This window comes from Lutimaribacter pacificus, assembly GCF_900142185.1.
GTDB lineage: Bacteria > Pseudomonadota > Alphaproteobacteria > Rhodobacterales > Rhodobacteraceae > Lutimaribacter > Lutimaribacter pacificus.
The window spans coordinates 1-24,037 of sequence record NZ_FQZZ01000006.1; the positions used below are offsets into that span (position 1 = coordinate 1).

24 protein-coding genes are annotated in these 24,037 nt (G+C 64.3%); 7 read left to right on the top strand and 17 right to left on the bottom strand.

Going from position 1 to position 24,037, the window contains the following annotated elements:
• The 3 genes from F3H87_RS14780 to F3H87_RS14790 all read right to left on the bottom strand — a co-directional run.
• Positions 1 to 272, bottom strand: a 272-nt coding sequence (locus F3H87_RS14780) for a TRAP transporter large permease subunit (protein ID WP_149792002.1), incomplete at its 3' end; no start/stop codon positions are given.
• A gap of 1 nt (position 273) precedes the next feature.
• Entirely contained in the window at positions 274 to 801 is a 528-nt protein-coding gene (locus F3H87_RS14785; RefSeq protein WP_149787399.1) for a TRAP transporter small permease, read from the bottom strand.
• Positions 802 to 813: 12 nt separating this feature from the next.
• The gene (locus tag F3H87_RS14790) at positions 814 to 1,788 is read right to left on the bottom strand and encodes a TRAP transporter substrate-binding protein (RefSeq protein WP_188129163.1); all 975 of its coding nucleotides are present in this window, start codon (positions 1,786 to 1,788) and stop codon (positions 814 to 816) included.
• Positions 1,789 to 2,118: 330 nt separating this feature from the next.
• Here F3H87_RS14790 and F3H87_RS14795 point away from each other — a divergent pair, with 330 nt between their 5' ends.
• The 3 genes from F3H87_RS14795 to F3H87_RS14805 all read left to right on the top strand — a co-directional run bounded on the left by F3H87_RS14795 (position 2,119) and on the right by F3H87_RS14805 (position 5,564).
• Positions 2,119 to 3,075 carry a LysR family transcriptional regulator gene (locus tag F3H87_RS14795; protein ID WP_149787397.1) on the top strand — a complete coding sequence of 319 codons (957 nt, stop codon included), beginning with the start codon at positions 2,119 to 2,121 and terminating at the stop codon, positions 3,073 to 3,075.
• 210 nt (positions 3,076 to 3,285) lie between these two features.
• A complete protein-coding gene (locus F3H87_RS14800) occupies positions 3,286 to 5,010 on the top strand; it encodes a thiamine pyrophosphate-binding protein (RefSeq protein WP_188129162.1) in 1,725 nt (574 codons plus the stop codon).
• A 53-nt stretch (positions 5,011 to 5,063) separates the two neighbouring features.
• A complete protein-coding gene (locus tag F3H87_RS14805) occupies positions 5,064 to 5,564 on the top strand; it encodes a YbhB/YbcL family Raf kinase inhibitor-like protein (RefSeq protein ID WP_149787395.1) in 501 nt (166 codons plus the stop codon).
• Between the two features lie 125 nt (positions 5,565 to 5,689).
• On the opposite strand, the gene F3H87_RS14810 is transcribed toward F3H87_RS14805, so the two are convergent.
• The 12 genes from F3H87_RS14810 to F3H87_RS14865 all read right to left on the bottom strand — a co-directional run bounded on the left by F3H87_RS14810 (position 5,690) and on the right by F3H87_RS14865 (position 18,812).
• A complete protein-coding gene (locus F3H87_RS14810) occupies positions 5,690 to 6,229 on the bottom strand; it encodes a TRAP transporter small permease (protein ID WP_149787394.1) in 540 nt (179 codons plus the stop codon).
• Between the two features lie 3 nt (positions 6,230 to 6,232).
• Positions 6,233 to 7,531, bottom strand: a complete 1,299-nt coding sequence (locus F3H87_RS14815; protein ID WP_149787393.1) for a TRAP transporter large permease — start codon at positions 7,529 to 7,531, stop codon at positions 6,233 to 6,235.
• Between the two features lie 78 nt (positions 7,532 to 7,609).
• A complete protein-coding gene (locus F3H87_RS14820; RefSeq protein WP_149787392.1) occupies positions 7,610 to 8,695 on the bottom strand; it encodes a type 2 periplasmic-binding domain-containing protein in 1,086 nt (361 codons plus the stop codon).
• A gap of 333 nt (positions 8,696 to 9,028) precedes the next feature.
• A complete protein-coding gene (locus F3H87_RS14825) occupies positions 9,029 to 10,624 on the bottom strand; it encodes a class I adenylate-forming enzyme family protein (protein ID WP_223228078.1) in 1,596 nt (531 codons plus the stop codon).
• Positions 10,625 to 10,635: 11 nt separating this feature from the next.
• Positions 10,636 to 11,526, bottom strand: a complete 891-nt coding sequence (locus F3H87_RS14830; RefSeq protein ID WP_149787390.1) for a MaoC/PaaZ C-terminal domain-containing protein — start codon at positions 11,524 to 11,526, stop codon at positions 10,636 to 10,638.
• Positions 11,527 to 11,712: 186 nt separating this feature from the next.
• Positions 11,713 to 12,708: an NADPH:quinone oxidoreductase family protein gene (locus F3H87_RS14835; protein WP_149787389.1), complete on the bottom strand. Its 996-nt coding sequence runs from the start codon at positions 12,706 to 12,708 to the stop codon at positions 11,713 to 11,715.
• A gap of 55 nt (positions 12,709 to 12,763) precedes the next feature.
• A complete protein-coding gene (locus F3H87_RS14840) occupies positions 12,764 to 14,014 on the bottom strand; it encodes an acyl-CoA dehydrogenase family protein (RefSeq protein ID WP_149787388.1) in 1,251 nt (416 codons plus the stop codon).
• 82 nt (positions 14,015 to 14,096) lie between these two features.
• A complete protein-coding gene (locus F3H87_RS14845) occupies positions 14,097 to 14,840 on the bottom strand; it encodes a FadR/GntR family transcriptional regulator (RefSeq protein WP_149787387.1) in 744 nt (247 codons plus the stop codon).
• 81 nt (positions 14,841 to 14,921) lie between these two features.
• Entirely contained in the window at positions 14,922 to 15,695 is a 774-nt protein-coding gene (locus F3H87_RS14850) for an enoyl-CoA hydratase-related protein (protein WP_149787386.1), read from the bottom strand.
• 16 nt (positions 15,696 to 15,711) lie between these two features.
• A complete protein-coding gene (locus tag F3H87_RS14855) occupies positions 15,712 to 16,872 on the bottom strand; it encodes an acetyl-CoA C-acetyltransferase (RefSeq protein ID WP_149787385.1) in 1,161 nt (386 codons plus the stop codon).
• Positions 16,873 to 16,930: 58 nt separating this feature from the next.
• Complete coding sequence (locus F3H87_RS14860; RefSeq protein ID WP_149787384.1) at positions 16,931 to 17,692, bottom strand: SDR family NAD(P)-dependent oxidoreductase; 762 nt, start codon at positions 17,690 to 17,692, stop codon at positions 16,931 to 16,933.
• Positions 17,693 to 17,810: 118 nt separating this feature from the next.
• On the bottom strand, positions 17,811 to 18,812 hold the full coding sequence (locus F3H87_RS14865) for a phosphotransferase family protein (RefSeq protein WP_149787383.1): 1,002 nt from the start codon (positions 18,810 to 18,812) through the stop codon (positions 17,811 to 17,813).
• Between the two features lie 237 nt (positions 18,813 to 19,049).
• On the opposite strand from F3H87_RS14865, the gene F3H87_RS14870 reads away from it, so the two are divergent.
• Positions 19,050 to 19,892, top strand: coding sequence for an enoyl-CoA hydratase-related protein (locus F3H87_RS14870; protein WP_149787382.1), 843 nt, complete (start codon positions 19,050 to 19,052; stop codon positions 19,890 to 19,892).
• A 120-nt stretch (positions 19,893 to 20,012) separates the two neighbouring features.
• Positions 20,013 to 20,333 carry a thioredoxin gene (gene trxA, locus F3H87_RS14875; protein WP_149787381.1) on the top strand — a complete coding sequence of 107 codons (321 nt, stop codon included), beginning with the start codon at positions 20,013 to 20,015 and terminating at the stop codon, positions 20,331 to 20,333.
• A gap of 51 nt (positions 20,334 to 20,384) precedes the next feature.
• Here the strand turns inward: trxA and F3H87_RS14880 are convergent, their stop codons facing one another.
• Positions 20,385 to 21,293: a hypothetical protein gene (locus F3H87_RS14880; protein ID WP_149787380.1), complete on the bottom strand. Its 909-nt coding sequence runs from the start codon at positions 21,291 to 21,293 to the stop codon at positions 20,385 to 20,387.
• A 100-nt stretch (positions 21,294 to 21,393) separates the two neighbouring features.
• Here F3H87_RS14880 and hslV point away from each other — a divergent pair, with 100 nt between their 5' ends.
• Positions 21,394 to 21,969 carry an ATP-dependent protease subunit HslV gene (gene hslV / locus F3H87_RS14885; protein WP_149787379.1) on the top strand — a complete coding sequence of 192 codons (576 nt, stop codon included), beginning with the start codon at positions 21,394 to 21,396 and terminating at the stop codon, positions 21,967 to 21,969.
• Here hslV and F3H87_RS14890 read toward each other — a convergent pair.
• Positions 21,951 to 22,613, bottom strand: a complete 663-nt coding sequence (locus F3H87_RS14890) for a helix-turn-helix transcriptional regulator (RefSeq protein WP_188129161.1) — start codon at positions 22,611 to 22,613, stop codon at positions 21,951 to 21,953. The two genes, hslV and F3H87_RS14890, sit on opposite strands and share 19 nt — an antisense overlap.
• Positions 22,614 to 22,730: 117 nt before the next feature.
• Here F3H87_RS14890 and hslU point away from each other — a divergent pair, with 117 nt between their 5' ends.
• The gene (gene hslU / locus F3H87_RS14895) at positions 22,731 to 24,035 is read left to right on the top strand and encodes an ATP-dependent protease ATPase subunit HslU (protein ID WP_149787377.1); all 1,305 of its coding nucleotides are present in this window, start codon (positions 22,731 to 22,733) and stop codon (positions 24,033 to 24,035) included.
• Positions 24,036 to 24,037: the final 2 nt, after the last annotated feature.

Genomic DNA, 24,037 nt, shown 5'->3' on the forward strand with positions numbered 1-24,037 from the left:
AGCCAGATCGCGGCGGCCCGGAACAGCGCCGCCCCCAGCCCGGATATCGCGATCACCTCGCCCATCAGGACGAACAGCGGCACGATGACGAGGACAAAGCTCCATGTATGCGAATAGGCAATGTTGGCAATCTGAACGACCGCGCGGGGCGACACGAAGATTGCCGTGCCCGCGATGCCGATAAGCCCCATGCTGACCGCAACGGGAATGCGCAGCGACAGCAGGAAAACGAGCGCGCCGATAAAGGCGCCGAACCATAACAAGGCTTCCATGTCAGTCCTTCAATCTGTCTGCTGCCCGCAGGCGCTGCTGCGCCTCGGCAAGTCTCAGGAGGGCGGTCAGCACGAACTGAAGCACGCCGATGGGGCCGATCACCTGGATCCATTTGAGCTGAACCGTGATCACGGCATTGGCAAGACGGTTGTCGCCAAAGGACCGCGCGGTAAGCTGCCAGAGATACCAGAAGAAGATCGCGCCGAACAGGATGCAGGCAATGGCGGCCACGTGATCCAGGTATTTCCTGAAACCACGGGGAACCAGCCCCTCGAACAGTTCGACCGTCACGTGCTGCCCGGATTGCAGGGCCGGTGCGAGTGACAGGAAGACCACGTAGACAAAGGCGATCTGCGCATAATCATGCGCCCACATCTGCGGTGCGCCAAAGGAACGGGCAAGGGTTGCCGCGACCACGATGATACCGATCGCGGCAACCAGAAGGCAGGCAATGGCGGTGAAGAGGGCATTTACCCCCTCCACCGCTTTGCTGAAGAGCGTGAACGCTCTCGAATGCGGCTCAACCATATCGCGGCGGGCCTATCGACCGAAGGAGTACAGGGTTTCGACCAGGTGCTTGCCGACCTCGTCGGACACGCCGGCCATGGCCTCCTGATAGACGGGGTCCCAGCGGTCCAGCAGAACGGCCATCTCGGCATCCGATGCCTTGTGATAGTTGGCCTGTTGTTTGACCTGCTCCATTTCCTGCGCGCTGATCTCGCGCAGCGTCCTGGTTCCCTTTACCGTCATCTCGTCCGAGAGATCCTGCACGATCTGTTTCTGCTCGTCGCTCAGGTCGTCCCAGATGTCTGCGCCGACCATCGTGATCAGCGAATTGCCGGCAAAGCTGTAATCCGAGAAATAGGGCGCAACCTCGTAGAGCGAGCTGGCCAGGTAGATCGAGGCCGAGATCACCGCGCAGTCGATCGTGCCGTTCTGCAAGGCGGTATAAATATCCGCGGCGGGCAGGGCCACCGGGCTTGCGCCCGCGGCTTCCATCTGTTTCGCCTGCCAGCGGCCGGCGGTGCGGAATTTCTTGCCCGACCACTCGTCGACGGTTTCGAGGAACTCGTCGCGGCAGGCAAGGCCGCCGCCGAAGGCCGGCATGATCCACAATGCCTTTACGCCATGGGGTTCGAGAAGCTTGTCCACATCGGGAAAGATCTGGGCCATCGCCTCTTCGGTGGGCGGGTTGTCGATGGGCACGCTGAGGTTCAGCTCCAGATAGCCGAAGGCAGGAATCGTGCCTGCCATGGCCGATGCCACGCCCATCGCCGCTGGAACGACGCTGCCGGTGACGGCATCAAGGGTTTCCGGGATGCTGACCAGTGCGGAGTTGAGGACAGGTTCGAAGCTTACCTCGCCTCCGGTCGCCTCGCTCACGGCTTCGGCCCATTCGATGCCGATCTTGGAAAACTCGTTGGTTCCGTTGAAGGGAAGCGAATATTGCATATCCGCGACGGCCGGAGAGCCGACAAGGCACGCGACAAGTGCGGTGGCGTTAAGTCTGTTCATAAGATTTCCTCCCATTTGGTGTGTGCGTCCACGCCGCCGGCACCAGAACCATTCGGGCGTGGTGGATGTTGCGGCCAGGGTGAAGGCGAAGCGCCGAATGCTGTCCGCGCGGATATGGAAATGCGGCTGCCTGTGTGCGAGCGACGCGCTTGCGCGCACGCCATATTCGCCGCCAGGGCGCCATTCATATGCCGCCTTTGGCTTCCTCCCTGTTCTTCCTGCAGCCGGTCGGACTGCGTCTCCCTTTTTTGATTTTGCTGAAAAAGTTAATGCTTGCAAATTGATATTTGGCCGAGCCTTTATGTAAGATGTGAATACAGGGAGGCGGCGATGAACAGTCTGAACAATCTGGACCTCAACCTGCTAAAGGTTTTCGACGCGATCTATCGTGAGCGTAGCGTTTCCGTGGCCGCCAACAGGCTCAACATGACGCAACCGGCGGCGTCCAACGCACTGAACCGGCTGCGGCAGGCGCTGGGCGATCAGCTTTTCGTCCGAACGCGGAACGGGATGGAGCCGACACTGCTGGCGCAATCCATCGCTGGCCCGGTGCAGCAGGGGCTCAAGGGAATCGCCACGTCGATCCTGCAAGGCATGTCCTTCGATCCGGCCGAATCGGAACGGACCTTTACCATTCTCTGCATCGACGTGGGCGAGGAGACTTATGTTGCCGCCCTGATGAAGGTGCTTGAGGAAACCGCCCCCAACATCGACATCAAGGTGTTGGAGGCGCCGCTGGACGAATACGAGAACCTGCTGGAATACGGTTATGCGGATTTCGCCATCGGGCGGCTGGAAATCTCGGACAGGTTCATGCGCGAACATATCGCAAGCTGCGGCTACTCGGCGTTGCTGTGCGCCGATCATGCCGAAAAGATCGGGATCACCGAGGGAAGCGTGATCCCGCACGAGCTGTATCTTTCGATGCGCCATGTGCATGTCCTGCCGCGCGCCACCCCGGTGCACCGCCATCCCGTCGACCTGGCCCTGCGGCAGAACGACGACCAGCGGCGGGTGGCGCTGACCCTGCCGCATACCTCGGTGCTGTCCGAGATCCTTCCGGGCACGTCGCTGATCGCCACCGTGCCCGATCCCGCCGTGCAACCGATCCGCGCGCGGGCCCGGCTGGTACAGGCCCGCCTGCCGTTCGAGACCGAGATGCTGCATATCCTGCTGATCTGGCACCGCCGCCAGCAGCTCGACAAGGGTCATAGCTGGATGCGGGCGCAGATCCGGTCGCTGCCGATGTCGTCGTGGAACCTGATGGACCTGCGCGAAACGGGGTGATCGCGCCGTTCAGGCCAGATGTGACCGCGCAAATACAAGACTATTCATTCGTGTGATTTTGCCCGGACAATAAATCAATTTGAGAAACGAACCGGCCAAAGGTTAGCCTTGGCGCAAAGTGGCCGGTCCAGGTTCTGGGTATCCGGGCCCTGCCGGATGCCGGCGGGTGCCCGCCACGGCCATTGAGATTATATGGGAGGAGATTGTCGAATGGCAGACATTCGGGAAACGAAACAGGTGACCCTGCCGAACCGCGACGGGGACACGGTTTATACCGGCGCCGACCTTGTGGTCGATACGCTGGTCGCGCTGGGGGCGGACAAGGTTTTCAACATCATCGGCCTCGGGATGCTGGGGCTGGGTCGGGCGCTTCTGAACCGGCGGAACGAGATAGGCTATGTCAGCCATCTGAACGAAACCAACCTGAGCCTGATGGCGCAGGGCTATGCCCGGCAGACCGGGCAGCCGGCCTTTTGCATCGTGTACCATTCCTCGGGCACGGCGCTGTCGATGATGTCGCTTACGACCGCCTGGGCCGATAACGTGCCGATGGTTCTGCTGTCGACGACGGGCGCGCGCATGACCAGCGGCCGCGACCAGTACGCCGCGACACCGCGATCCCTGACCGAGATGAGCACGCAGTTCACCAAGTGGAACTACGATATCACCACGCCCGAACGAATCCCCGAGATCCTGGCGCGGGCTTGGGAAATCGCCTCGACCCCGCCGATGGGACCGGTGCATATCTCGATCCCCTCGGACCTCTATGATGTCGAGATGAGCGGGCCGCTGCCCCGGGAGGATTACGCACGGCTGCGGCGGTATGCCGATCCCTGCGCGGACGAGGCCGGGCTGACCGAGGCGGCGGCGCTTCTTCGGGATGCGAAACGCCCGGTGCTGCTGTGCGGGAGCGAGCTGGGCCGGCTGTGCGCCATCGACGAGGTCGTGGCGCTGGCCGAGGCGGTGGGCGCGCCGGTGATCTGCGAGCAAGACCCCTCGTTCCTCGGTTTTCCGACCAGCCATCCGCAATATGTCGGGACACCGGCAAGCAACGCGGATCTTCTGGCCGAGGCCGATGCCGCCCTCGCCATCGGGTTCGAATTCACCGAAAAGGGGGATTTCAACGAAAAGCCGATCCTGCCGCAATCGACCCGGCTGGCCACGTTGTCGGCCGACCCGATGCTTCTGGCCAAGCAGCTTTGGCCCGATCTGGCGCTGCTGGGGCACCCGAAACCCAGCCTTCGCCACATGACTGGCATACTGGCGGCACAGCCCGTCGCCGAGGATGCCAGGAAGCAGCGCCTGGAGCTTTGCGCGGCAAAACGCAAGGCGCGCACGGCCGTGATCGCCGAGGCCGACGCGATTCCCGGCGACCAGTCGCCCGTGCCGCAGCGAAAGCTGCTTCGCGAGGTTTATGAGCATTGCGGGCAGGACTGGATCGTCATCCAGGCCGGCAGCACGCTGGGCTGGCATGTCGAGGCGATGTACGAGTTCGACAACCCGCTGAATTTCCATGCCGTTTCGGGCAAGGCCAGTGCGCAGGGCTGGGGCGCGCCGGCGTCCATGGGCATCCAGATGGCCGCGCCGGACCGCCGGGTGGTCGCCCTGCTGGGGGATGGCAACCTGATGTTCAGCGCCACCTGCATCTGGGGCGCTGCGCAGCACGACCTGCCGGTGGTCTTCGTCGTCAACAACAACCGGGGCTGGGTCTGTGTCCCGGACGGAATCGATGCGGTCTATGACATCGAAACCGATACGCCCGTGCGGGATGCAATGGCATGGACCTGGGGCGATGCGCCGATCGACTATACCGGCTTTGCGCGCAGCCTCGGGCTTGAGGCCGAGCGGGTGACGACGGCGGACGAGCTGGGCGAATGCCTGGAAAAGGCCAAGGCCAGCAAGCGGCCCTGGCTGATCGAGGTCATCGGAGAATAAGGCCGGGACCGCGAAACCACGATACTTTTCATTCACTGCAACAGGAGAAAAACATGTCTCAGGACACATCCGCGCTTAAGCTGAACGTCGTCGGCGTTCCTGAAAACGGCACGATTCCCGAAACCTTTATCTTCAATGACTGGGGCTGCACCGGCGACAACAAATCGCCCGGGCTGGAGTGGAGCGGGGCGCCCGAAGGCACCAAGAGCTTTGCCATCACAGTGTACGATCCCGCCGCGCCGACCGGCAGCGGTTTCTGGCACTGGGTCATCTTCAACATTCCCGCCAGCGTCAGCAGCATCCCCGAGGATGTGCGCAACAACGGCGGGGTTCCCGCGCCGGCGATCGAAGGCCGGACGGACTGGGGCGCGCCGGGTTACGGCGGGCCGGTTCCGCCCCCGGGCGACGATCCGCACCCCTACGTGTTCACGATCCACGCCCTTGGCGTCGAGGCGCTGCCGCTGGATGATCAGGCATCGGCGGCAATGGTCGGATTCATGATCCACCAGAACAAGCTCGCCTCGGCGACCTTTACCGCCTATTACGGACGCTGAGCCGGAATAGTGACACATTGTTCCGCCGGACCCGGGCGCACCGGGTCCGGCGGTTTTTTTGTGGGGGAAGGATTCCATGCCCTCAGCGGTCGATGATATCGGCGACGAGGTGCGGCGGATGGCGTTCAGAACATCTCTTGCCGGGTGATCTCGGCGGGCCTGCGCGATGCGAAGTAGCGGATATGCCCGCCGATCTGCCACACCATCTCGATCAGCATCAGGCCGAAGGCGACCGGAACCATCATCATGAACGGCCAGACCGGGAAATAGCCCGAGCCAAGCTGCATCGTCCGGCCGCTTTCGAAACCGGCAAGCGAGAACAGCGAAAGCCGCCAGGTCAGGTAGACGAAGATCGCCAGCTCGACGGTAAGCGCGAGGATCGCCACCGCGTTACCCAGCCGCTTGGGCAGTATGTTGGGCAGAATCTCCAACCGGGGAAAGACGCCGTCACGATGCGCCAGCGGCAGCGCCCAGAACACCATCATGGGAAACAGCATCCGTTCGATGATATTGAAGGAACCGGGGATCAGGTCGGTCAGCAGCACGTAGCGGCCAAAGACGCTGATCACCGTGATCATCATGATCGCAAACAGGCACAGCCCCGCGCCGATCGAGGCCAGACCCCATTCGAGTTTTCCCAGTGCCTGATAGAATTGTCTCAACATCGGTCAGTCCAGATGGCTTGGCAGAAAGGTGACAATGCCGGGGAACAGGATCGTCGCGCCCACCACGACGATCGCCGCCACCAGCGCGAACTTGGTTGCCGGGCGAAAGATCTCGGCCACTGAATATCCCTGCGCCGCGGCCGCCGCATAGGCGGACAGGCCGACCGGCGGGGTCAGCAGGCCAAGCGCGATCATCAGGCTGGCAAGCACCCCGAACCATAGCAGATCGACACCCGCCGCTTCGAGGATCGGCAACACGATCGGCACGATCAGCAGAATCACCGCCGCGCTTTCAAGGATCATCCCGGCCAGGAACAGCACCACCATGAGTGCGGCGATCAGCAGGCCCGGCTGGTCGATGAACGGCTCGGCCAGGGCAAGCAATTCGCGCGGCACGCGGGAAAAGGCCAGGAAACGCGCGAATATCTGCGCCCCGATGACCAGCAGCAGCAGCATCGCCGAGATCTTGGCGCTGTCGGCCAGCGAATGCGCCAGCTCACGCAGGCCGATCCGCCGCATGGCAAACAACCCGACCATGGCCGTGAAGGCGCCGATGGCCCCGGCCTCGCCCACGGTGATGATACCGCCGTAGATACCGCCGAACACGACGACAAGCAGCCCGATCAGAAACACCGAGGCGGCCACCGCCCCGCGTTCATCCTCATCTGCGGCAGCTTTCTCGGGCTCGGGCATATCGCCGTCCTCGGCAAAGATCGCCAGGCAGACGATATAGACGATCATGCACAGCACGCCGGGCCCCAGCAGCCCGATGAACAGCTTGCCGATGGGAACCGACGTGATCGAGCCGTAGATGATGACGATCAGCGAAGGCGGGATGACGGCAGAGAGCGATCCCGCCACAGCTGCCAGCCCGAGGGAAAAGCGGCGTGAATAACCCACCCTTTCAAGCTCGGGCCCGGCAAGCGTGGCCAGCGATGCCGCCGAAGCCGCGCCGGACCCCGACACCGCGCCGAGCAGCCCGCCGATGATCAGCGTCGCCACCCCCAGCGGAAAGCGGCGGTACCCGGCAAGGCGGTGCCCGACGCGAAACAGGTCGAGCACCAGCCCGCCCCGCATCAGAAGCTGCGCCATCAGCAGGTAAAGCGGAATGATCGACAGCGAATAGTTCGAGACGGTGAAAAACACGTCCTGGCCGACGATACCGTTCAGCACCGGCGGACCGACCCAAAGCAGCACTCCGACGATCCCCGCCCCGAACAACACGGTCGCAACATGCTGACCGATCAACAGGAAGAACAGGAACCATCCGATCACGATCGACAAACTGATGGCCTCGGGCAAGTCAGGCCCTCCTATCGGATGAGAAACGGTTGCGGCACCAGACCGCGCAGGCCCGGTGCCGTGGCAAATGATGCCGGATCACATGCCTTCGTCGAGGAAGGCCTGCACACCCTCGGGCAGTTCACCGCCCTGCGCCTTGGTCAGATCGGCCCAGAGCCGCGCGGTGGCAAGGCCGGGATGGCCGTCGGCCTCGGTCTGTTCGACCCAGCGTTTCCAGGTATTCACCGACGCGGCGTTGATCGCGTCCTGCAGGCTGGGGGCGATATCCGCGATATCGACAAAGCTGCTGCCATCCGCCTCGGCGGCGCTGCGCACCTCGCCTTCCTGCGCCTCGATCGCCTCGGCGTTCTGCAAAGCGATTTCATGCGCGGTTTCTTCCCAGGTCGCCTTTTGCTCGTCCGACAGCTTGCTCCAGCCTTCGTCCGAGATTGCCAGGTAGCTGCCCCAGTGCCCCACGGCCACGCCGGTGATCGTGTAGGTCAGAACATCCTGCAACGAATAGCTTTTCCAGTCGCCGACCGACAGGATCGTACCGTTGATCGTGCCGCGCGACAGCGCCTCGTAGGATTGCGAGGACGGCATCGTCACGGGCGTTGCGCCCAGTTCGTCCAGGAAGATCGTGTGCAGCGCCGACCCGGCACGCAGCGGCAGCCCCTTCAGCGCATCGGCGCCATCGGGTTCCACGTCGGCAAAGCTGATCGCATAGGCCGCGGTCGTGGCGACCGGCCAGGCGTGGATATTCTTGGGCGCGATCTCATACTCATAGAAGGTCTTGCCATCCGCCAGCTCGACATCCGAGGCCATGAGTTCCAGGAACGCCTTGGTCTGGGTCACCGAGGTGGTGCCGATCGTCGGAAGCTGCGTCACATCCGACAGCGGGAATGCCCCTTCGTGATAGGGCGCCAGCAGCGGCACGGCGACATCCACCACGCCGCCCTGCAGCGCATCCAGTTCACGCCCGACGGACGTAAGTTCGCCTGCATAGAAACGGGTTGCGGTGATGTCGGTCCGTTCCTCGATGGCATCGACGAACGGGTCCATGAACTTTCCGACCCAGAAATGAACCTGCGGAAGCGAGGCCGAGACGGTCAGGCTTTGCGCGGAGGCCGCCGCGGGCACGATGGCGCAGGCGGCAAGCAAGCCGGTTTTCAAGAAATTATACATGTTTCCTCCCTTGCATACGTCGGGCGGGCCACTGAGCCCGCCGGCATGTGTCGCACGGACACTCCTCATTTATGTCCGACAAAAGGACACTCGGGGGATTTTCGGGTACTGTCAAGTCGCTTCCAGTGCGACGCATTGGAACACTCGGAAACCGCAGCGGATTCCGGCGGATTACGATCCGAAAAACCGGAAATACCTTCATTTGCCCCGTTTCAGAGCCGCTTTTATCGCAATTGGTCCGACCCGCCCGAAGCCAGGGATCACGACGCGACCGATCCGCACCGTCAGCCGGGGCGCAGGCGGATCGGATTCACGCGAAAAGGCCGGTACGAATCAGGCTTTCGTCTGATCGCGCAGGGCGTTTTTCTGCACCTTTCCGTTCGCATTGCGGGGCAGCGGTTCGTCAAGGAACGTCACGATATCGGGCACCTTGTAATCGGACAGCCGGGCCGCGCAGTAGCGTTTGATCTCGTCGGCGTTGGCCTCATTTCCATCGAGAAACAGATATGCGTGAACCTTCTCGCCAAGAACCTCATCGGCGACGCCGACAACAGCGCCCTCGACCACTGCGGGATGCCCGGCAAGGACATCCTCGACCTCGATACAATAGACCTTGAACCCGGCCCGGTTGATCATGTCCTTCTTGCGGTCGACGATCCGAACATACCCTTCGGTGTCCTTCGACCCGACATCGCCCGACACCCAGTAGCCGCCAATGAACCCCTTGGCATTGCCTTCGGGGTTGTCCCAGTATCCGGGTACGACCATCGGACCGCCGATCAACAGCTCGCCGCTTTCGCCGGGCGCCACTTCGCGGCCATCGTCATCGACCGCAACGATATCGGCCAGCGGCAGTACCTGGCCCACCGTGTCGGCATGTTCGGCGATCCTTCCCGCCGGCATGATTGTCACCGGTGAGGTCGTTTCGGTCGAACCGTAGACATTGTGAAGCACCATGTTCGGCAGATCGCGGGCCAGTGCCTCGATCGTGGATTGGGGCATCGGGGCGCCGCCGAAGCCGGCCACGCGCCAGCAGTCGAGGTTGAACTTCTGGAAATCGGGGACGAGCAGGCAAAGATTATACATCGCCGGAACCATGAGCGAGTAGTTGATCTGCTCTTTCTCAGCCAGCTCCAGGAATCGGCGCGCCTTGAACTCGCGCACGATCACCGTGGTGCCGCCGACATGGATCGCCGAAAAGATGATTGCGATCAGGCCGGTCACATGGCTGGCCGGGACGGAAAGGAAAGCCACATCGCCCTCCTGCAACTGGAACGCCCAGGCAAAGTGCATGACCGAGTGGATGCTGGACACATGGGTCAGCATCGCGCCCTTGGGCTTGCCCGTGGTCCCCGAGGTATAGAGCAGGCAGAGCGTGTCCTCCTCGTCCACATCGGGAAAAACGACGCCGTCGCCCTGCGCCGCCGCGATCGCCTCAAGAGGTTCCGCACCGGGATAGCTGCCGCCGTCGCCCACCAGGTAGACGCCGCGCAGGTCCGGCACGCTGTCTCTCGGCGGGATGTTCTCGGCATAGGCGGCACTTGCGATGACGGCCGCCGATTTGTTCTGGTTCAGCACGAATTCGATCTCGGGCATCCGCTGGCGGGTGTTCATCGGAACGGAAATCAGCCCCACCCGGGCAATCGCCAGAACGGCCACGACGAATTCAAGCTGGTTCCCCATCAGAAGCGCGACCCGGTCGCCCTTACCATAGCCCAGGGACAGCAGGCCGGCGGCCATGGCCTCGACCTGTGCGTCCAACTCGGCATAGGTGACCCGCCTGTCTTCGTCGACCACGGCGTCGCGGTCCGCGAATGTCGCCACCGCGTCGCGGAACATCGCGTCAATATTGCGGGGTCGGTCGGCAAAACACCGGACCACCCGGCTGCCATAGAGCACTTCATGTCTGATCCGGGGAAGTTCCCGCATTTTTTCCTCCATTAGCTTGTCTCCGTTTCAGCCTGGGTGCGTTTCTCATCCTTGCAACCCGGCCCGCCGGTTTCCGCGGCGGCAAAAAGAAGTTCACCATTGTCGATGGCGACCCGTCCCCGGCAATGGGCACGGAACGCGACACCATCGGGCATGTCCCATATTTCCAGCACCAGCGTATCGCCGGGAAAGACGGGTGCCGTGAACCGGCAGTCCATCACCCGGATTCGCTTGTCTGGATAGAGCTGCATGATCGCCCGGCACAGATGGCCATAGCTCGACAACCCATGCAGGATGGGCCGGTCGAACCCGGCCTTCCGGGCGAAATCCGGGTCGATGTGCAACGGGTTGTCGTCCCCCATCAGCCGATAGATCGCCGCCGCGTTGAGTGCCGTGGGCACATCGCAAACCCTGTCCGCCGGCCGCAGCGGAACCGGGGCGGGGGCGGGCGGTTTTCCGCCCGGCCCGCCGGCGCCGCCATCGGCCCGGCAGAACGCGCGCTGCGTCACCCTGGCCAGCAGGGCGCCGGTTGCAACGTCGCGCACCTCGCGTTCGCTGATCACCAGCGCGCCGCGACCCTGACCCTTGTCATGGATTTCGGCGATGCGCGGTGTCGCGGTAACATGACCCGCCACCGGCAATTCGCCGAACAGTTCGAACCGCTCCGACCCATGGACCGTGTGCTGATCGTCCAGGTCGATTTCGGGCCGCGCGTACCAGTTACCCGGATAGGCCAGCACGGTAGCCAGTGCCGGGATTGCCCGAAGGTTTCGTTCATAAACCAGGTCGAGCGCATCTGGCGCCGCACCGACGCCCAACGCGTAAAGGATCGTATCACGGCTGTCATAGCGGTGGTCAACCGGCGCGAAGGGATGGGCAAGCAGGCGATCATAGCGCGACATGATCGGTCTCCTGCCGTACCGGCCGCCGGGATACTGTCAGTGGTCCGTAAACCACGGCACACCCCGACGCGGGAACGCCAAAATCGGTTTTCATGATGTCCTCCAGCTAGTGCCGCGCACCTCTGTCCAAGTTGGTGGAACCGGATTTGAACCCCGCCGACAATCCGTCCCGAAAGCGAGGTCTGCCTAGAGCTCCACCAGCACCTTGCCCATGACCCCGCGGCCGGACAGGGCGGCGATGGCTGCGCCGCCTTCGGCAAGGGGATAGGAGGCGTGGATGCGCGGGCGGATCTTTCCTTCGGCGCAGAGGTCGAGCAGGCGGGCCATGGCGCGCCGGTTCGCCTCGGGGTCGCGCTGGATCGCAGCGCCCCAGAACACGCCGCGAATGTCGCAGGATTTCAGCAGCGGCAGGTTGGCCGGAATCTTTGCAATCCCCGCCGGGAACCCGATGATCAGGAACCGGCCGCCCCAGCCCGTGCAGCGCAGCGCCGGTTCGGTATAGTCGCCGCCCACGATGTCCACGACGATATCCGCGCCATCCTCGCCCAGCACCTTGCGAAACGCGGTGCTCAGCGCCTTTTGCCCGTCCTTGTCCAGCGGGCCGCGGGGATAGACGATGCCCTCGTCTGCGCCATGCTCGCGCGCCATCGCCACTTTTTCCTCGCTGCTGGCGGCGGCCACCACCCGCGCGCCGAGCACGCTGGCCAGTTCCACCGCCGCCAGGCCGACCCCACCGGCGGCGCCCAGCACCAGCACCGTGTTGCCGGGGCGGATATCCCCCCGCTCTTCCAGCGCATAAAGCGCGGTGCCATAGATCATCTGCAGCGCGGCGGCATCCGCGTCGCTGACACCATCCGGCACCGGGTGGCACTGATCCACCGGAACGCAGACCTTTTCAGCCATGGCCCCCCACATCGGCAGCGCCATGACACGATCGCCGGGCGCAAAGCGGGTCACGCCCTCGCCCAGCGCCTCGACCACGCCGGACAGCTCGGCGCCGGGGGCAAAGGGGCGCTCGGGCCTGAACTGGTACTTGTCCTCGATCATCAGCGTATCGGGATAGTTGACCCCGATACAGCGCACCGCCACCAGAACCTCGCCCGGTCCGGGAACCGGATCGGGCCGGTCCCGCAGCACCAGCGTTTCCGGGCCGCCGGTCTTTTCGCTCAGGAGAATTTTCATGTCCGGTTCCTGTTCAGAGATATCCGCCGGCGGCAGAACACCGCCGACAGGGGTGTCAGTGCGGTGCCACGAAATGCGCGGCGTTGGCGCCATGGCGGGATTTGGCGTTCTTCAGCTCGGACCGGGCGACGACGCGCATATGCACCTCGTCCGGCCCGTCGAGGAACCGCATTGCCCGACCCCAGGTCCAGAGATAGCTGAGCGGCGTATCAGGCGTCATGCCTGCCGCACCAAAGACCTGCATCGCCCGGTCGACCACCTGCGTCTGAAGCCGCGCGGCGGTGACCTTGATCATCGACACGTCGACGCGCGCGGCCTTGGCGCCGTCGCGGTCCATCTTCCACGCAGTCTGCAGCATCAGCAGCCGCGCGGCGTCGATCTCCATCCGGGATTGCGCGATCCAGTCCTGGATATTCGCGTTGTCCGCCAGCATCTTGCCGAAGGTCTTGCGCTCCATCGCGCGTTCGCACATCAGCTCCAGCGCCAGTTCGCACTGGCCGATCGTCCTCATGCAGTGATGAATCCGGCCCGGCCCCAGGCGCGCCTGCGCCAGCATGAACCCGTCGCCCGCCTGCCCCAGCATCGCGTCACGGGGCACGCGCACGTTGCGATAGACCACCTCGCAATGCCCTTCCGGCGCGTGGTGGTGCATGATCGGCACGTCGCGCACCACCTCGACCCCCGGCGTATCCATCGGCACCAGGATGAAGGAATGCTTGCGATGCGGATCGGCGTCCTCGCTCCGGTCGGACACGCCGAAGACGATGGACAGCTTGGCGTTGGGATGCTTGGCGCCGGTCGAAAACCATTTCCGGCCGTTGATGACGTAATGATCGCCATCGGGCAGGATCGTGGTCGACAGGTTGGTCAGATCCGAGGACGCGGTATCGGGTTCGGTCAGCCCCACCACCGAGCGGATCTCGCCGATCATCAGCGGGTCCAGCCAGCGGGCCTTTTGCTCGGGCGTGGCGAACCGCTTGAGGATCTCCATGTTGCCGGTATCGGGCGCCGAGCAGTTGAAGACCTCGGAACACCACGGAACGCGGCCCATCACCTCGGCCATCGGCGCGTATTCGAGGTTGGTCATCCGCGTGCCCGGATCATCCTCTTCCAGCTCCGGCATGAACAGGTTCCAGAGCCCGGCCTCGAAAGCCCTGGCTTTCAGCGGTTCGAGAACCTCGAGCGGATAGATGCCCTGGCTGGCCAGTTCGTGAAACCGGGCATTGGCCGGCAGGATATGGGCCTGCATGAAATCTTCCAGCCGCTCGACATATTCTTTTGTGCGGGGCGAATACTCAAAATCCATGGGTGTCTTTCCTTTTTTCCCGGTTTCTTCGGCGGCAGGCCCCGTGGCGGATTGATCCGGCCGCCCGATCCCGCCCGGCAGGTCATTTCTTGCGCTTGATCCGCGCGATCGGTGGTTCATCCTCCAGCCCGGCAATCTGGATGCCGCGCCAGAAATCCTCGATATGGCGGCGTGCCCATTCCCGGGCGCGCTCCGCATCGCCATCGCGGATCGCGGCGACCACCTGGGAATGCGCCTCGATCTGGCGGCCAAAGGATTGCGGCACCTTGTGCGTGATCCGGTGGAAGCCCTGGAACAGCAGCAATGCCACGGGTTCGCGCGCCAGAACCAGCACCCGGTTCTTGCCGATCTCGGCGATGTGCGAGTGAAACTCGGTGTCTATGGCGATCGTGTCGGCCTCGCTGTCCTGCGCCCTGGTCAGCCGGTCGTGGATCTCGTCAAGCTGTTCGATATCTTCGGGCGTGGCCAGTTCCGCGGCCAGCGCGGCGGCCATCGGCTCGGTGATCAGGGCGACCTGCCACAGTTCGCGGAACGTCACCTTCATCAACGTCATGGCCCGGCCGGCGCGGGTGGACAGCCTGTCGATGCTGGGGGTGGCCACCTCCAGGCGGCGCGGCGTCGGCCGGACGACCAGCCCTTCGCTTTCAAGCTGGCGCAACCCTTCGCGGACGGTCGACCGTGTCACGCTGAAAAGATCCGCCAGTTCGGTTTCGCCGGGAAGCTGCTCGCCGGGTTGCAACGTCCCGTCCATAATCTGCCCTTCGATCTCGTCTGCGATCTGGCGATAGGCGTAGTTAACTTTCAGCGGCTGACCCTTGATACCCATGACTGGTCCTCTTTCCTGTTCAAAGCCGTCCGGCAACAGGCCGGACGCCGGTACAAAGCGATGCAGCCCCCTCGGCCATCCTTATCGCCCTGTCCAGACCGGAGCCCGCTTTTCGCCGAAGGCCCGCGCCCCTTCCAGCGCGTCCTCGGAGGTGAAGATATCGGCAAACAGCTCGTCATTGACAGCCCAGAGCCGTTTTTCCTCTTCCAGTTCGAGATACCGCGCCAGTTGCAGGCCCGACGCTACCGAGCGCGGCGCGCTTTCGACGATCTGCCCGGCCAGGGCCATGGCCGCGTCGAAGGCGCCGCCATCCTCGACCACGCGGTTCAGCAGACCGTAGCGTTCCGCTTCGTCGGCGCCGAAAGTCGCGCCGGTCAGCACCAGTTCCCGCGCCTTGACCGGCGGGATGCGCTGCGCCAGGCGGAACACCCCGCCCGCAGCGGCCAGCAGGCCCAGCCGCGCCTCGGGCAGGCCGAACCTGGCCGATTGTTCGGCAATCGCCATGTCGCAGGCCAGCATGACCTCAAGCCCGCCGGCCAGCGCCGCGCCCTGCACCGCTGCAATAATCGGCTTGGTCCGGTCCAGGCGCACGAACCCGGCAAAGCCGCCTTCGCCATACAGCGCCTCGTCAACGTCGCGATTCACGAAGGCCTTGAGGTCCATACCGGCACAGAACACTCGGCCTTCGCCGCGCAGGACGGCAACGCGCAGTTCCGGGTCCGCCTCGAAGCTCTTTACCGCCTCTCTCAGCCGGTTGGCCAGGTCGCCGTTCACGCAATTGCGCTGATCGGGGCGGTTCAGCGTAATGACCGCGATCGCCCCTTGTTTTTCCAGTGTCACCACGCTTTCGGTCATGTTGTCCTTCCTCTGCTCACAGTGCCTCGACGATGGTCACGTTGGCCGTGCCGCCGCCTTCGCACATGGTCTGCAGCCCGTATTTGCCGCCGCGCGCCTTCAGCGCATGGATCAGGGTGGACAGCAGCCGCGTGCCGCTTGCCCCCAGCGGATGGCCCAGCGCGATGGCGCCGCCGTTGACATTGGTCCGCTCGGGATCGGCCCCGGTCTGTTTCAGCCAGGCCAGCGGGATCGAGGCGAAAGCCTCGTTCACTTCGAACAGGTCAATCTCGTCCAGCTTCAGGCCCGATTTTTCCAGCGCCCGGTTTGTGGCGGTAATCGGCTCTTCCAGCATGATCACGGGATCGCCCGCAGTGACCGTCATGTCGACGACCCGGGCGAGGGGGGTCAGGCCGTGGGCCTTGAGGGCGCGTTCGCTGACGATCAGCGCGCCCGAGGCACCGTCGCAGATCTGGCTGGCGTTGGCGGCGCTCAATACGCCGCCCTCGATCAGAAGGTCGACGCCACCGATGCTTTCGGCGGTCGCGTCAAAGCGGATGCCTTCGTCACGGCTGTGCGTGCCGCCATCGACCTGCAGCGGCAGGGTTTCCCGTTCGAAAGCGCCCGATTCAGTGGCCCCGGCCGCACGCCGGTGGCTGTCCAGCGCATAAGCATCGAGCATGTCCCGCGACAGCCCGTATTTCTGCGCGACCATCTCGGCGCCGTTGAACTGGTTGAACTCGCTCACGCCGTACCGCTCACGGATGCGCGCGCTGACCGGGCCCTCGCCGATACCCGCCTTGGCCAGCACCGTCATGTCGGCGAACATCGGCACGCGGGTCATGCTTTCGACCCCGGCGGCGATCACCACGTCCTGCACCCCCGCCATCACCGCCTGCGCCGCAAAGTGCAACGCCTGCTGCGAGCTACCGCACTGGCGGTCGACCGTCACCGCCGGCACCGTATCCGGCAGGCGCGAGGCAAGCACCGCGTTGCGCCCGATATTGAACCCCTGCTCACCCGCCTTGGTCACGCAGCCCATGATGACATCGTCGATGGACGCGGGATCGATCCCGGTTCTGTCGACCAGGGCGTTCAGCACCTCGCCCGCCATGTCCGCGGGATGCCAGCCCGACAGCGCGCCCTTGCGGCGCCCTCCGGGTGTGCGGATCGATTCAACGATATATGCCTCGGCCATAAACCTGTCCTTTTCCTTCGTCCATTCCGTCACGACCGGTCGGGTGAACCGGCGGTATTCATTTCGGCTGCATCCTGATCGCACCGTCCAGCCGGATGGTCTCGGCGTTCAGCATCGGGTTGGCGACGATCGCGGCCACCAGGTCGGCGAATTCCTCGGGCTTGCCCAACCGCGACGGGAACGGCACCTGCGCACCCAGCGAATCCTGCGCCTCCTGCGGCAAAGATTCCAGCATCGGCGTCAGGAAGATGCCCGGCGCGATCGTGTTCACCCGGATACCGAAGCGGGCAAGCTCGCGCGCGATCGGCAGCGCCATCGCGGCGACACCGCCCTTGGACGCGGCGTAGGCCGCCTGCCCGATCTGGCCTTCGAAGGCGGCCACCGATGCGGTGTTGATGATCACCCCGCGTTCCTCGCCCAGCGGATCGGCGTTGTGCAGCCGCGCGGCGAATTTCGAGATCACGTTGAACGTGCCGATCAGGTTCACCTGGATGATCTTCGAAAAGGCGGAAAGGGGCTGCGACGCACCGTCCCGGTCCAGCACCTTGGCCGGCGGCGCGATCCCGGCGCAGTTCATCAGGATGCGCGCGGTTCCGAATTCGGCCTCGGCCTTGTCCAACGCCGCCTCGACCGCGCCTTCGTCGGTCACGTCGACCTTGTAGAACCCGCCGCCAAGCTCGGCCGCGATGGCGCGGCCCGCCTCTTCGTTCATGTCGAAGATCACGGCCTTCGCACCATCCGCCGTCAGCCGCCGCGCAACCGCCGCCCCCAGCCCCGAAGCCCCGCCCGTGATGATCGCGGTCGTTCCGCCTGTTTTCATGCCGTCCTCCTCTACCATGTCCGGGTTAGCAGCCCTGCGACACCGGCCTTCGTTTTCCGGGGAAGGCGGGTGTGCCTTCCGTCCGGTTTTCAATCATGCGCTGCCGCCGGCCCGGCCCTTACGGGCGGTCCGACGACAGGATGTCATGTGCCCACCGGGCGCACACCGGCGCCAGCGCGCCAACCTGCGCCGCATCGCTGCTGACGGCCTGCCCCGACCGGACGCGCGCCGCGATACCGGAAAAGATGATCGACATCCGGTAATGCGCAAAGGCGCGGTGGAACGGGGTCAGCTCAAGGTTCGGGCCGCCAGCCCGGTGATAATCGTCCAGGAACGCCTGCGGTCCCGGCACGCCCAGCGCGGCCAGGTCAAGCCCGTGCATCCCGCCAAGCTGATCGGGCGCCAGATCGTAGAACAGGAACCAGTGCGCAAGGTCGGCCAGCGGGTCGCCAAGGGTCGAAAGCTCCCAGTCCAGCACCGCCGATATGCATTTGCGCGTCTGGTCATACATCAGGTTGCCGACGCGGAAATCGCCGTGAACGATGGTGGTCGGCGATGGTCTGGGCAGGTTCGCCGAGAACCAGTCGTTCAGGCTGTCGATCAGCGGATCGGGATCGGCCCGGGAATCCTGCCATTGCCGGGCCCATCTGCGCACCTGCCGCTCGTAATACCCGTCGGGCTTGCCGTAACCTTCCAGTCCCACCGCCATCCAGTCCACGCGATGCAGCGCGGCAAGAATCCGCGCGGCATCGCGGTGGAAAATACCCCGGTCCTCCGGCGGCAGGGCGGGCAGGGCGCTTTCTTCGTGAACCTGCCCCTCGACCCGCTCCATCAGGTAGAACGGCGTCCCGATCACATCGGTATCTTCTTCCAGCAGGATCATTTCGGGCACCGGAACGCCGCTGCCCGCAAGGGCGGCCATGATCCGATATTCCCGTTCGATGGCATGTGCGCCGCTCAGCGTCTTGCCGGCCGGTTTCTTGCGCAGCACCAGGCGGTCCGCCCCCCGCGTGACGAACCAGGTCGGGTTCGACTGGCCGCTTGCCACGGGTTCCAGAGAGATCGGGCCGCCGATCGCCTGCTCAAGCTGCGCGGGGTTGAAATCCGGTTTGATCGTCATGCCGATCCGCCCCGCTGTCTGCTCGCCATGTCGTCAGGCACCTGCCGCTCCCCCCTTCGGTGATTGAATCCGCAACCACTGTCCGATGAATGAGTTATTTGACCGAATTGAAAGTGTCAACGTCCGTATGTCTGACAATAAACAGTCCCGCACCACCCTCGCGGAACGAGGCCAGAGGCTTCCTTTGGGTCTGATTGTCCGATAAAGCGACAAAAATATGGTATCAGGGAGGGCGCGATGACGTTCGAGGACATTCGTTATACACAGCAGGGATCGGTGGCGACGATCACGTTTGACCGGCCGGCCTCGATGAACACGGCGCGGGTGCAGACCCATACGGAACTCAGGGCTGCGCTCGACGCGGCGGATACGGACGAGTCGGTGCGCGCGGTGATCGTCACTGGCGAGGGGCGTGCGTTTTGCGGCGGCACCGATATCTCGCAGGGCTTCCAGCTGCCCGAAGGCGGCGACCCCGCCAGCGGCAGGAATATCCCGCCCGATGTCGGCGGGGTCACGGTTCTCAGGCTGTTTCGGATGCGCAAACCCGTGATCGCTGCGATCAACGGCGCGGCGGCGGGTTTCGGCGCCACCTTCACCCTTGCCATGGATACCCGCATCGCGGCCCAGGGGGCGAAATTCGCCTTTCCCTTCACCCGCAGGGGCATTTGCGCCGAAAGCTGTTCAAGCTGGTTCCTGCCCCGGCTGGTGGGTATGCCGGCCGCACTTGACTGGATGCTCAGCGGGCGCACCTTCGGCGCGGACGAGGCCCTGGCGCGCGGGCTTGTGCAGGAACTTCTTGCGCCGGAAGATCTGCTGCCGCGCGCGATCGAAATCGCCGAAGAGATCGCCACCAACTGCGCGCCCGCCTCGGTCGCGCTGAACCGGCGGCTGCTCTGGCAGATGCTGGGCGCTGCGCACCCGGCCGAGGCGCATATGCTGGAAAGCCGGGGCGTCGCCGCGACGCTGGCAGGCCCCGACTCGGCAGAGGGTGTGGCCAGTTTCCGCGAAAAGCGGCCGCCACGATTCACGGGCCGGGTTTCGGACGCCGATTTCATGGACGCGTGGTGGCCTGAAACATGAGGGCAGCAGACCGCCCGGCGACACCCCGTCACGGGATCGTGCACGGCCCGCCTGCTTGACGCCCCCACAGCCGCCGCTTACCTTCGCGGCCAATCGACATTCCCTCAGGAGAGAACCGAAATGGCAACCGTAGCCGTCACCGACGATACCTTCGACGCCGAAGTAAAGAATTCCGATATCCCCGTCGTGGTGGATTTCTGGGCCGAATGGTGCGGCCCCTGCAAGCAGATCGGCCCGGCCCTGGAAGAGCTGTCGGACGAACTGGCCGGCCGGGTGAAGATCGCCAAGGTCGATGTGGACAGCAACCCCAACGCAGCCGCCGCCATGGGCGTGCGCGGCATCCCGGCGCTGTTCATCTTCAAGGACGGGGAGATTGTTTCGAACCGCGCAGGCGCAGCCCCCAAGGCCGCGCTGCAAAGCTGGATCGAGGGCGCCCTGTAATCACGGGCATTCCGTCATGCGCAAAAGGGCGCCCCTTTCGGGGCGCCCTTTTCATATGGGCCAACCGGCGCGGCGCAGCGCGGCGGCGATCTTTTTCCCGGCGTCGGGGCGGCCGGCATTGATCGACATCTTCTGCCAGAACCACCACAGGTAACCCGCATAGTCCGGGTGCAGACCGGGCAGGGCGTGGAACGCACCGTCGACGCCCAGCGCGGGCACGTTCGCGGCGATGTGGTGGAAATCGACCTGTCCGAACAGGATCGCCGGCTTTTCAAAGAAAAACCCGTTGAAGGCCGCGCTGGAATTCTGCGTGGCGACATAGGAACAGGCGGGAAGGTAGCGTTCCATCTGACCCATCTCAACGGTCAGGCGCGGGTGCCTTTCGGCAAGGGCGGACAGGGCGGTGCGCTCCGCCGTGGTATATGTCTCTTTCGGATGCAGGGTGGCGACCACCGGGCGCGTATCACGCTCCAATACGGTTTCGATCATCTCCAGCGGGCGCATCGACTGGAACGAGCGGTGATCCAGCAGACGCCCCTGCAGCGGCACATAGACGAAACCGTCGTCACTTGTGCCAAGTCCGGGAAACAGGCGCTTGCGCCAGAAGGCGGCAAACCGGTCGGCCCCGGCCCGGTCGACCGTTGCGGGATCGAAGGGGGTGCGGGCGACGTGCCAGTGCCAGCGTTCGGCGGTGGGCTCGATCCCCCAGAACGGATAGTGATAGGCGCGGCGAAAGGTCAGGCCCCGGTCATTCGTCGGCGGCGCCATGTGGAACATCGCATAGCCCGGGCGCAGCGCCGATTCCGCGCGGTTTCGGGCCGAATCCGCGCGGTATTCCACGCGGAACCCTACCGCCTCGGCCACGCTTGCGATCTTGCCGATAAAATTGTGCTGTCCTGCCTCGGCGCTGCGGCGCAGGCCGGGGTCGAGATAGAACCGTAGAACGCGTGCGTCACTCATGGCTTTTGGTAGCCGGGGCATGGGCCACCGGCAAGGCCCCGCCCTTGTTCCCCGCGGCGATGACCGCCATATAGGCCATCAACACGAAACGGAGGCCCCAATGGCAGACAGCGATTTTCCCGGCTGGCACGGCACCACGATCATCGGCGTGAGAAAGGGCGATCAGGTCGTCATCGCCGGTGACGGGCAGGTGAGCCTGGGCCAGACCGTCATCAAGGGCACCGCGCGCAAGGTGCGCCGCCTGTCGCCCGGCGGTTTCGACGTGGTGGCCGGGTTTGCCGGGTCGACGGCGGATGCCTTTACCCTGCTTGAACGGCTTGAGGCCAAGCTGGAGGCGACACCGGGGCAACTGGCGCGGGCCAGCGTGGAGCTGGCAAAGGACTGGCGCACCGACAAGTACCTGCAAAAGCTCGAGGCGATGCTGATCGTCACCGACGGGCGTGACATGTTCGTGATTACCGGCGCGGGCGACGTGCTGGAACCCGAACACAACGTGGCGGCCATCGGATCGGGCGGTAACTTTGCCCTTGCCGCCGCGCGCGGGCTGATGGAGGCGGACGGGCTGTCGGCCGAGGACATCGCGCGCAAGGCGATGGCGATCGCCGCCGATATCTGCGTCTACACCAACGGCAACCTGACCGTGGAGAGTATCGGGGGTCAGGCAGAGCGGTTATAGAACTCTTCGTCGTTCCTTTGTTTTTCACTTATGGCCGCAAGGATCAGGCTGTGCCGGTCCGCAGAAAACCCATCTGTCAGGACGGTCATTTCAATCATGTTTTCCACTGCGAAATGCCGCAATGCCTGCCGCATCTCGCACCAGGCGATCAAACGGATTCCGCGGCCGGGATAGACCAGTTCGATGGGCCGCACGCTGCGTTGCGTAATCGCGCCTGCCCGGTCCCGATAGGTAAGCAGGATGCGGCGCGCATCGGTACAGGCGCGATGCAACCCGGTCAGGTCGATCTGCACCGGCGGCCGGCACGTGGCGAGCCCTTCGCCGCTGCGATAGAGCCGATGGAGGCGCACAAGGTCGGGTGCCTCGGGCATGATCTGGGTGATCTCGTCCAGCATCGACTGGCGTTCGCTGCTCAGGGCGCCATCCGCCTGCATGTCCGAAGATCCGATGTCACGCAAGAGAACCGCCAGCTGCGCGCGCGGGAGTGTGGCCAGACCGGCCACCCCGTCCGATTGGGTGGCCGCAAACGAGCCGGGCAGCATGGCACCGGCCATGCCACGAAAAAACAAGCGCCGCGCCGCATTCGGCTTATCCTCGGCTTCACCTTTGTGGCGGCCTGCAATCCATTTCGACACCCGTTTCATGCCTGCGTTTATACATCCCGGACACATAAACCCAAAGCCGCATTGCGCCGCACAATCACTTGAAGACAGGTTAAATGCCGCTTACCTCTCAGCCACCGCAATGAGGAGCCTTCCCGGATGACCGACCTGACCCCCCGCGAAATCGTCAGCGAGCTTGACCGATTCATCATCGGGCAGAAGGATGCCAAGCGCGCGGTTGCCGTGGCGTTGCGCAACCGCTGGCGGCGCAAGCAGCTGGGCGACGACCTGCGGGACGAGGTGTATCCCAAGAACATCCTGATGATCGGCCCGACCGGCGTCGGCAAGACCGAAATTTCGCGCCGCCTGGCCAAGCTGGCGCGCGCGCCCTTCATCAAGGTCGAGGCGACCAAGTTTACCGAGGTCGGCTATGTCGGGCGGGACGTGGAGCAGATCGTGCGCGACCTGATGGACGCCTCGGTCGCGATGACGCGCGACTACATGCGCGACGAGGTGAAATCGCGCGCCCACAAGGCCGCCGAGGAGCGCGTGATCAGCGCCATTGCAGGCGAGGATGCGCGCGAGGCCACGCGCGAGATGTTCCGCAAGAAACTGGTGTCGGGCGAACTGGACGACACGGTGATCGAACTGGATGTGGCCGATACCGCCAACCCGATGGGGATGATGGATATCCCCGGCCAGCCGGGCCAGATGGGCATGATGAACCTGGGCGAGATCTTTGGCAAAGCCTTTGGCCAGCGCACCGTGCGGCGCAAGATGACGGTGGCGGAAAGCTATGAAACGCTGATCGCGGAAGAGGCCGACAAGCTGCTGGACGAAGAGGTGGTGAAATCCACCGCGCTGGAAGCGGTCGAGGAAAACGGCATCGTGTTCCTGGACGAGATCGACAAGGTTTGCGCGCGCCAGGACGCGCGCGGCGGCGATGTCAGCCGCGAAGGCGTGCAGCGCGACCTGCTGCCGCTGATCGAGGGCACGACCGTTTCGACGAAATACGGGCCGGTGAAAACCGATCATATCCTGTTCATCGCGTCGGGCGCGTTTCACATCGCCAAACCGTCTGACCTGCTGCCGGAGCTTCAGGGCCGCCTGCCGATCCGGGTGGAGCTGCGCGCGCTGACCGAGGACGATTTCGTGCGCATCCTGACCGAAACCGACAACGCGCTGACGCGGCAGTATACCGCGTTGATGGCGACCGAAGAGGTTGCGGTGGATTTCACCGAGGACGGGATCAAGGCGCTGGCGAAGATTGCCGCCGACGTGAACCAGTCGGTCGAGAATATCGGCGCGCGGCGGCTTTACACCGTGATGGAGCGGGTGTTCGAGGAACTGTCCTTTACCGCGCCGGACCAGGCCGGGCAGGCGGTGACGGTGGATGCGGCGTTCGTCGATCAGAACCTCGGTGAACTGACCAAGGACGTGGACCTGAGCCGTTACGTCCTGTGACG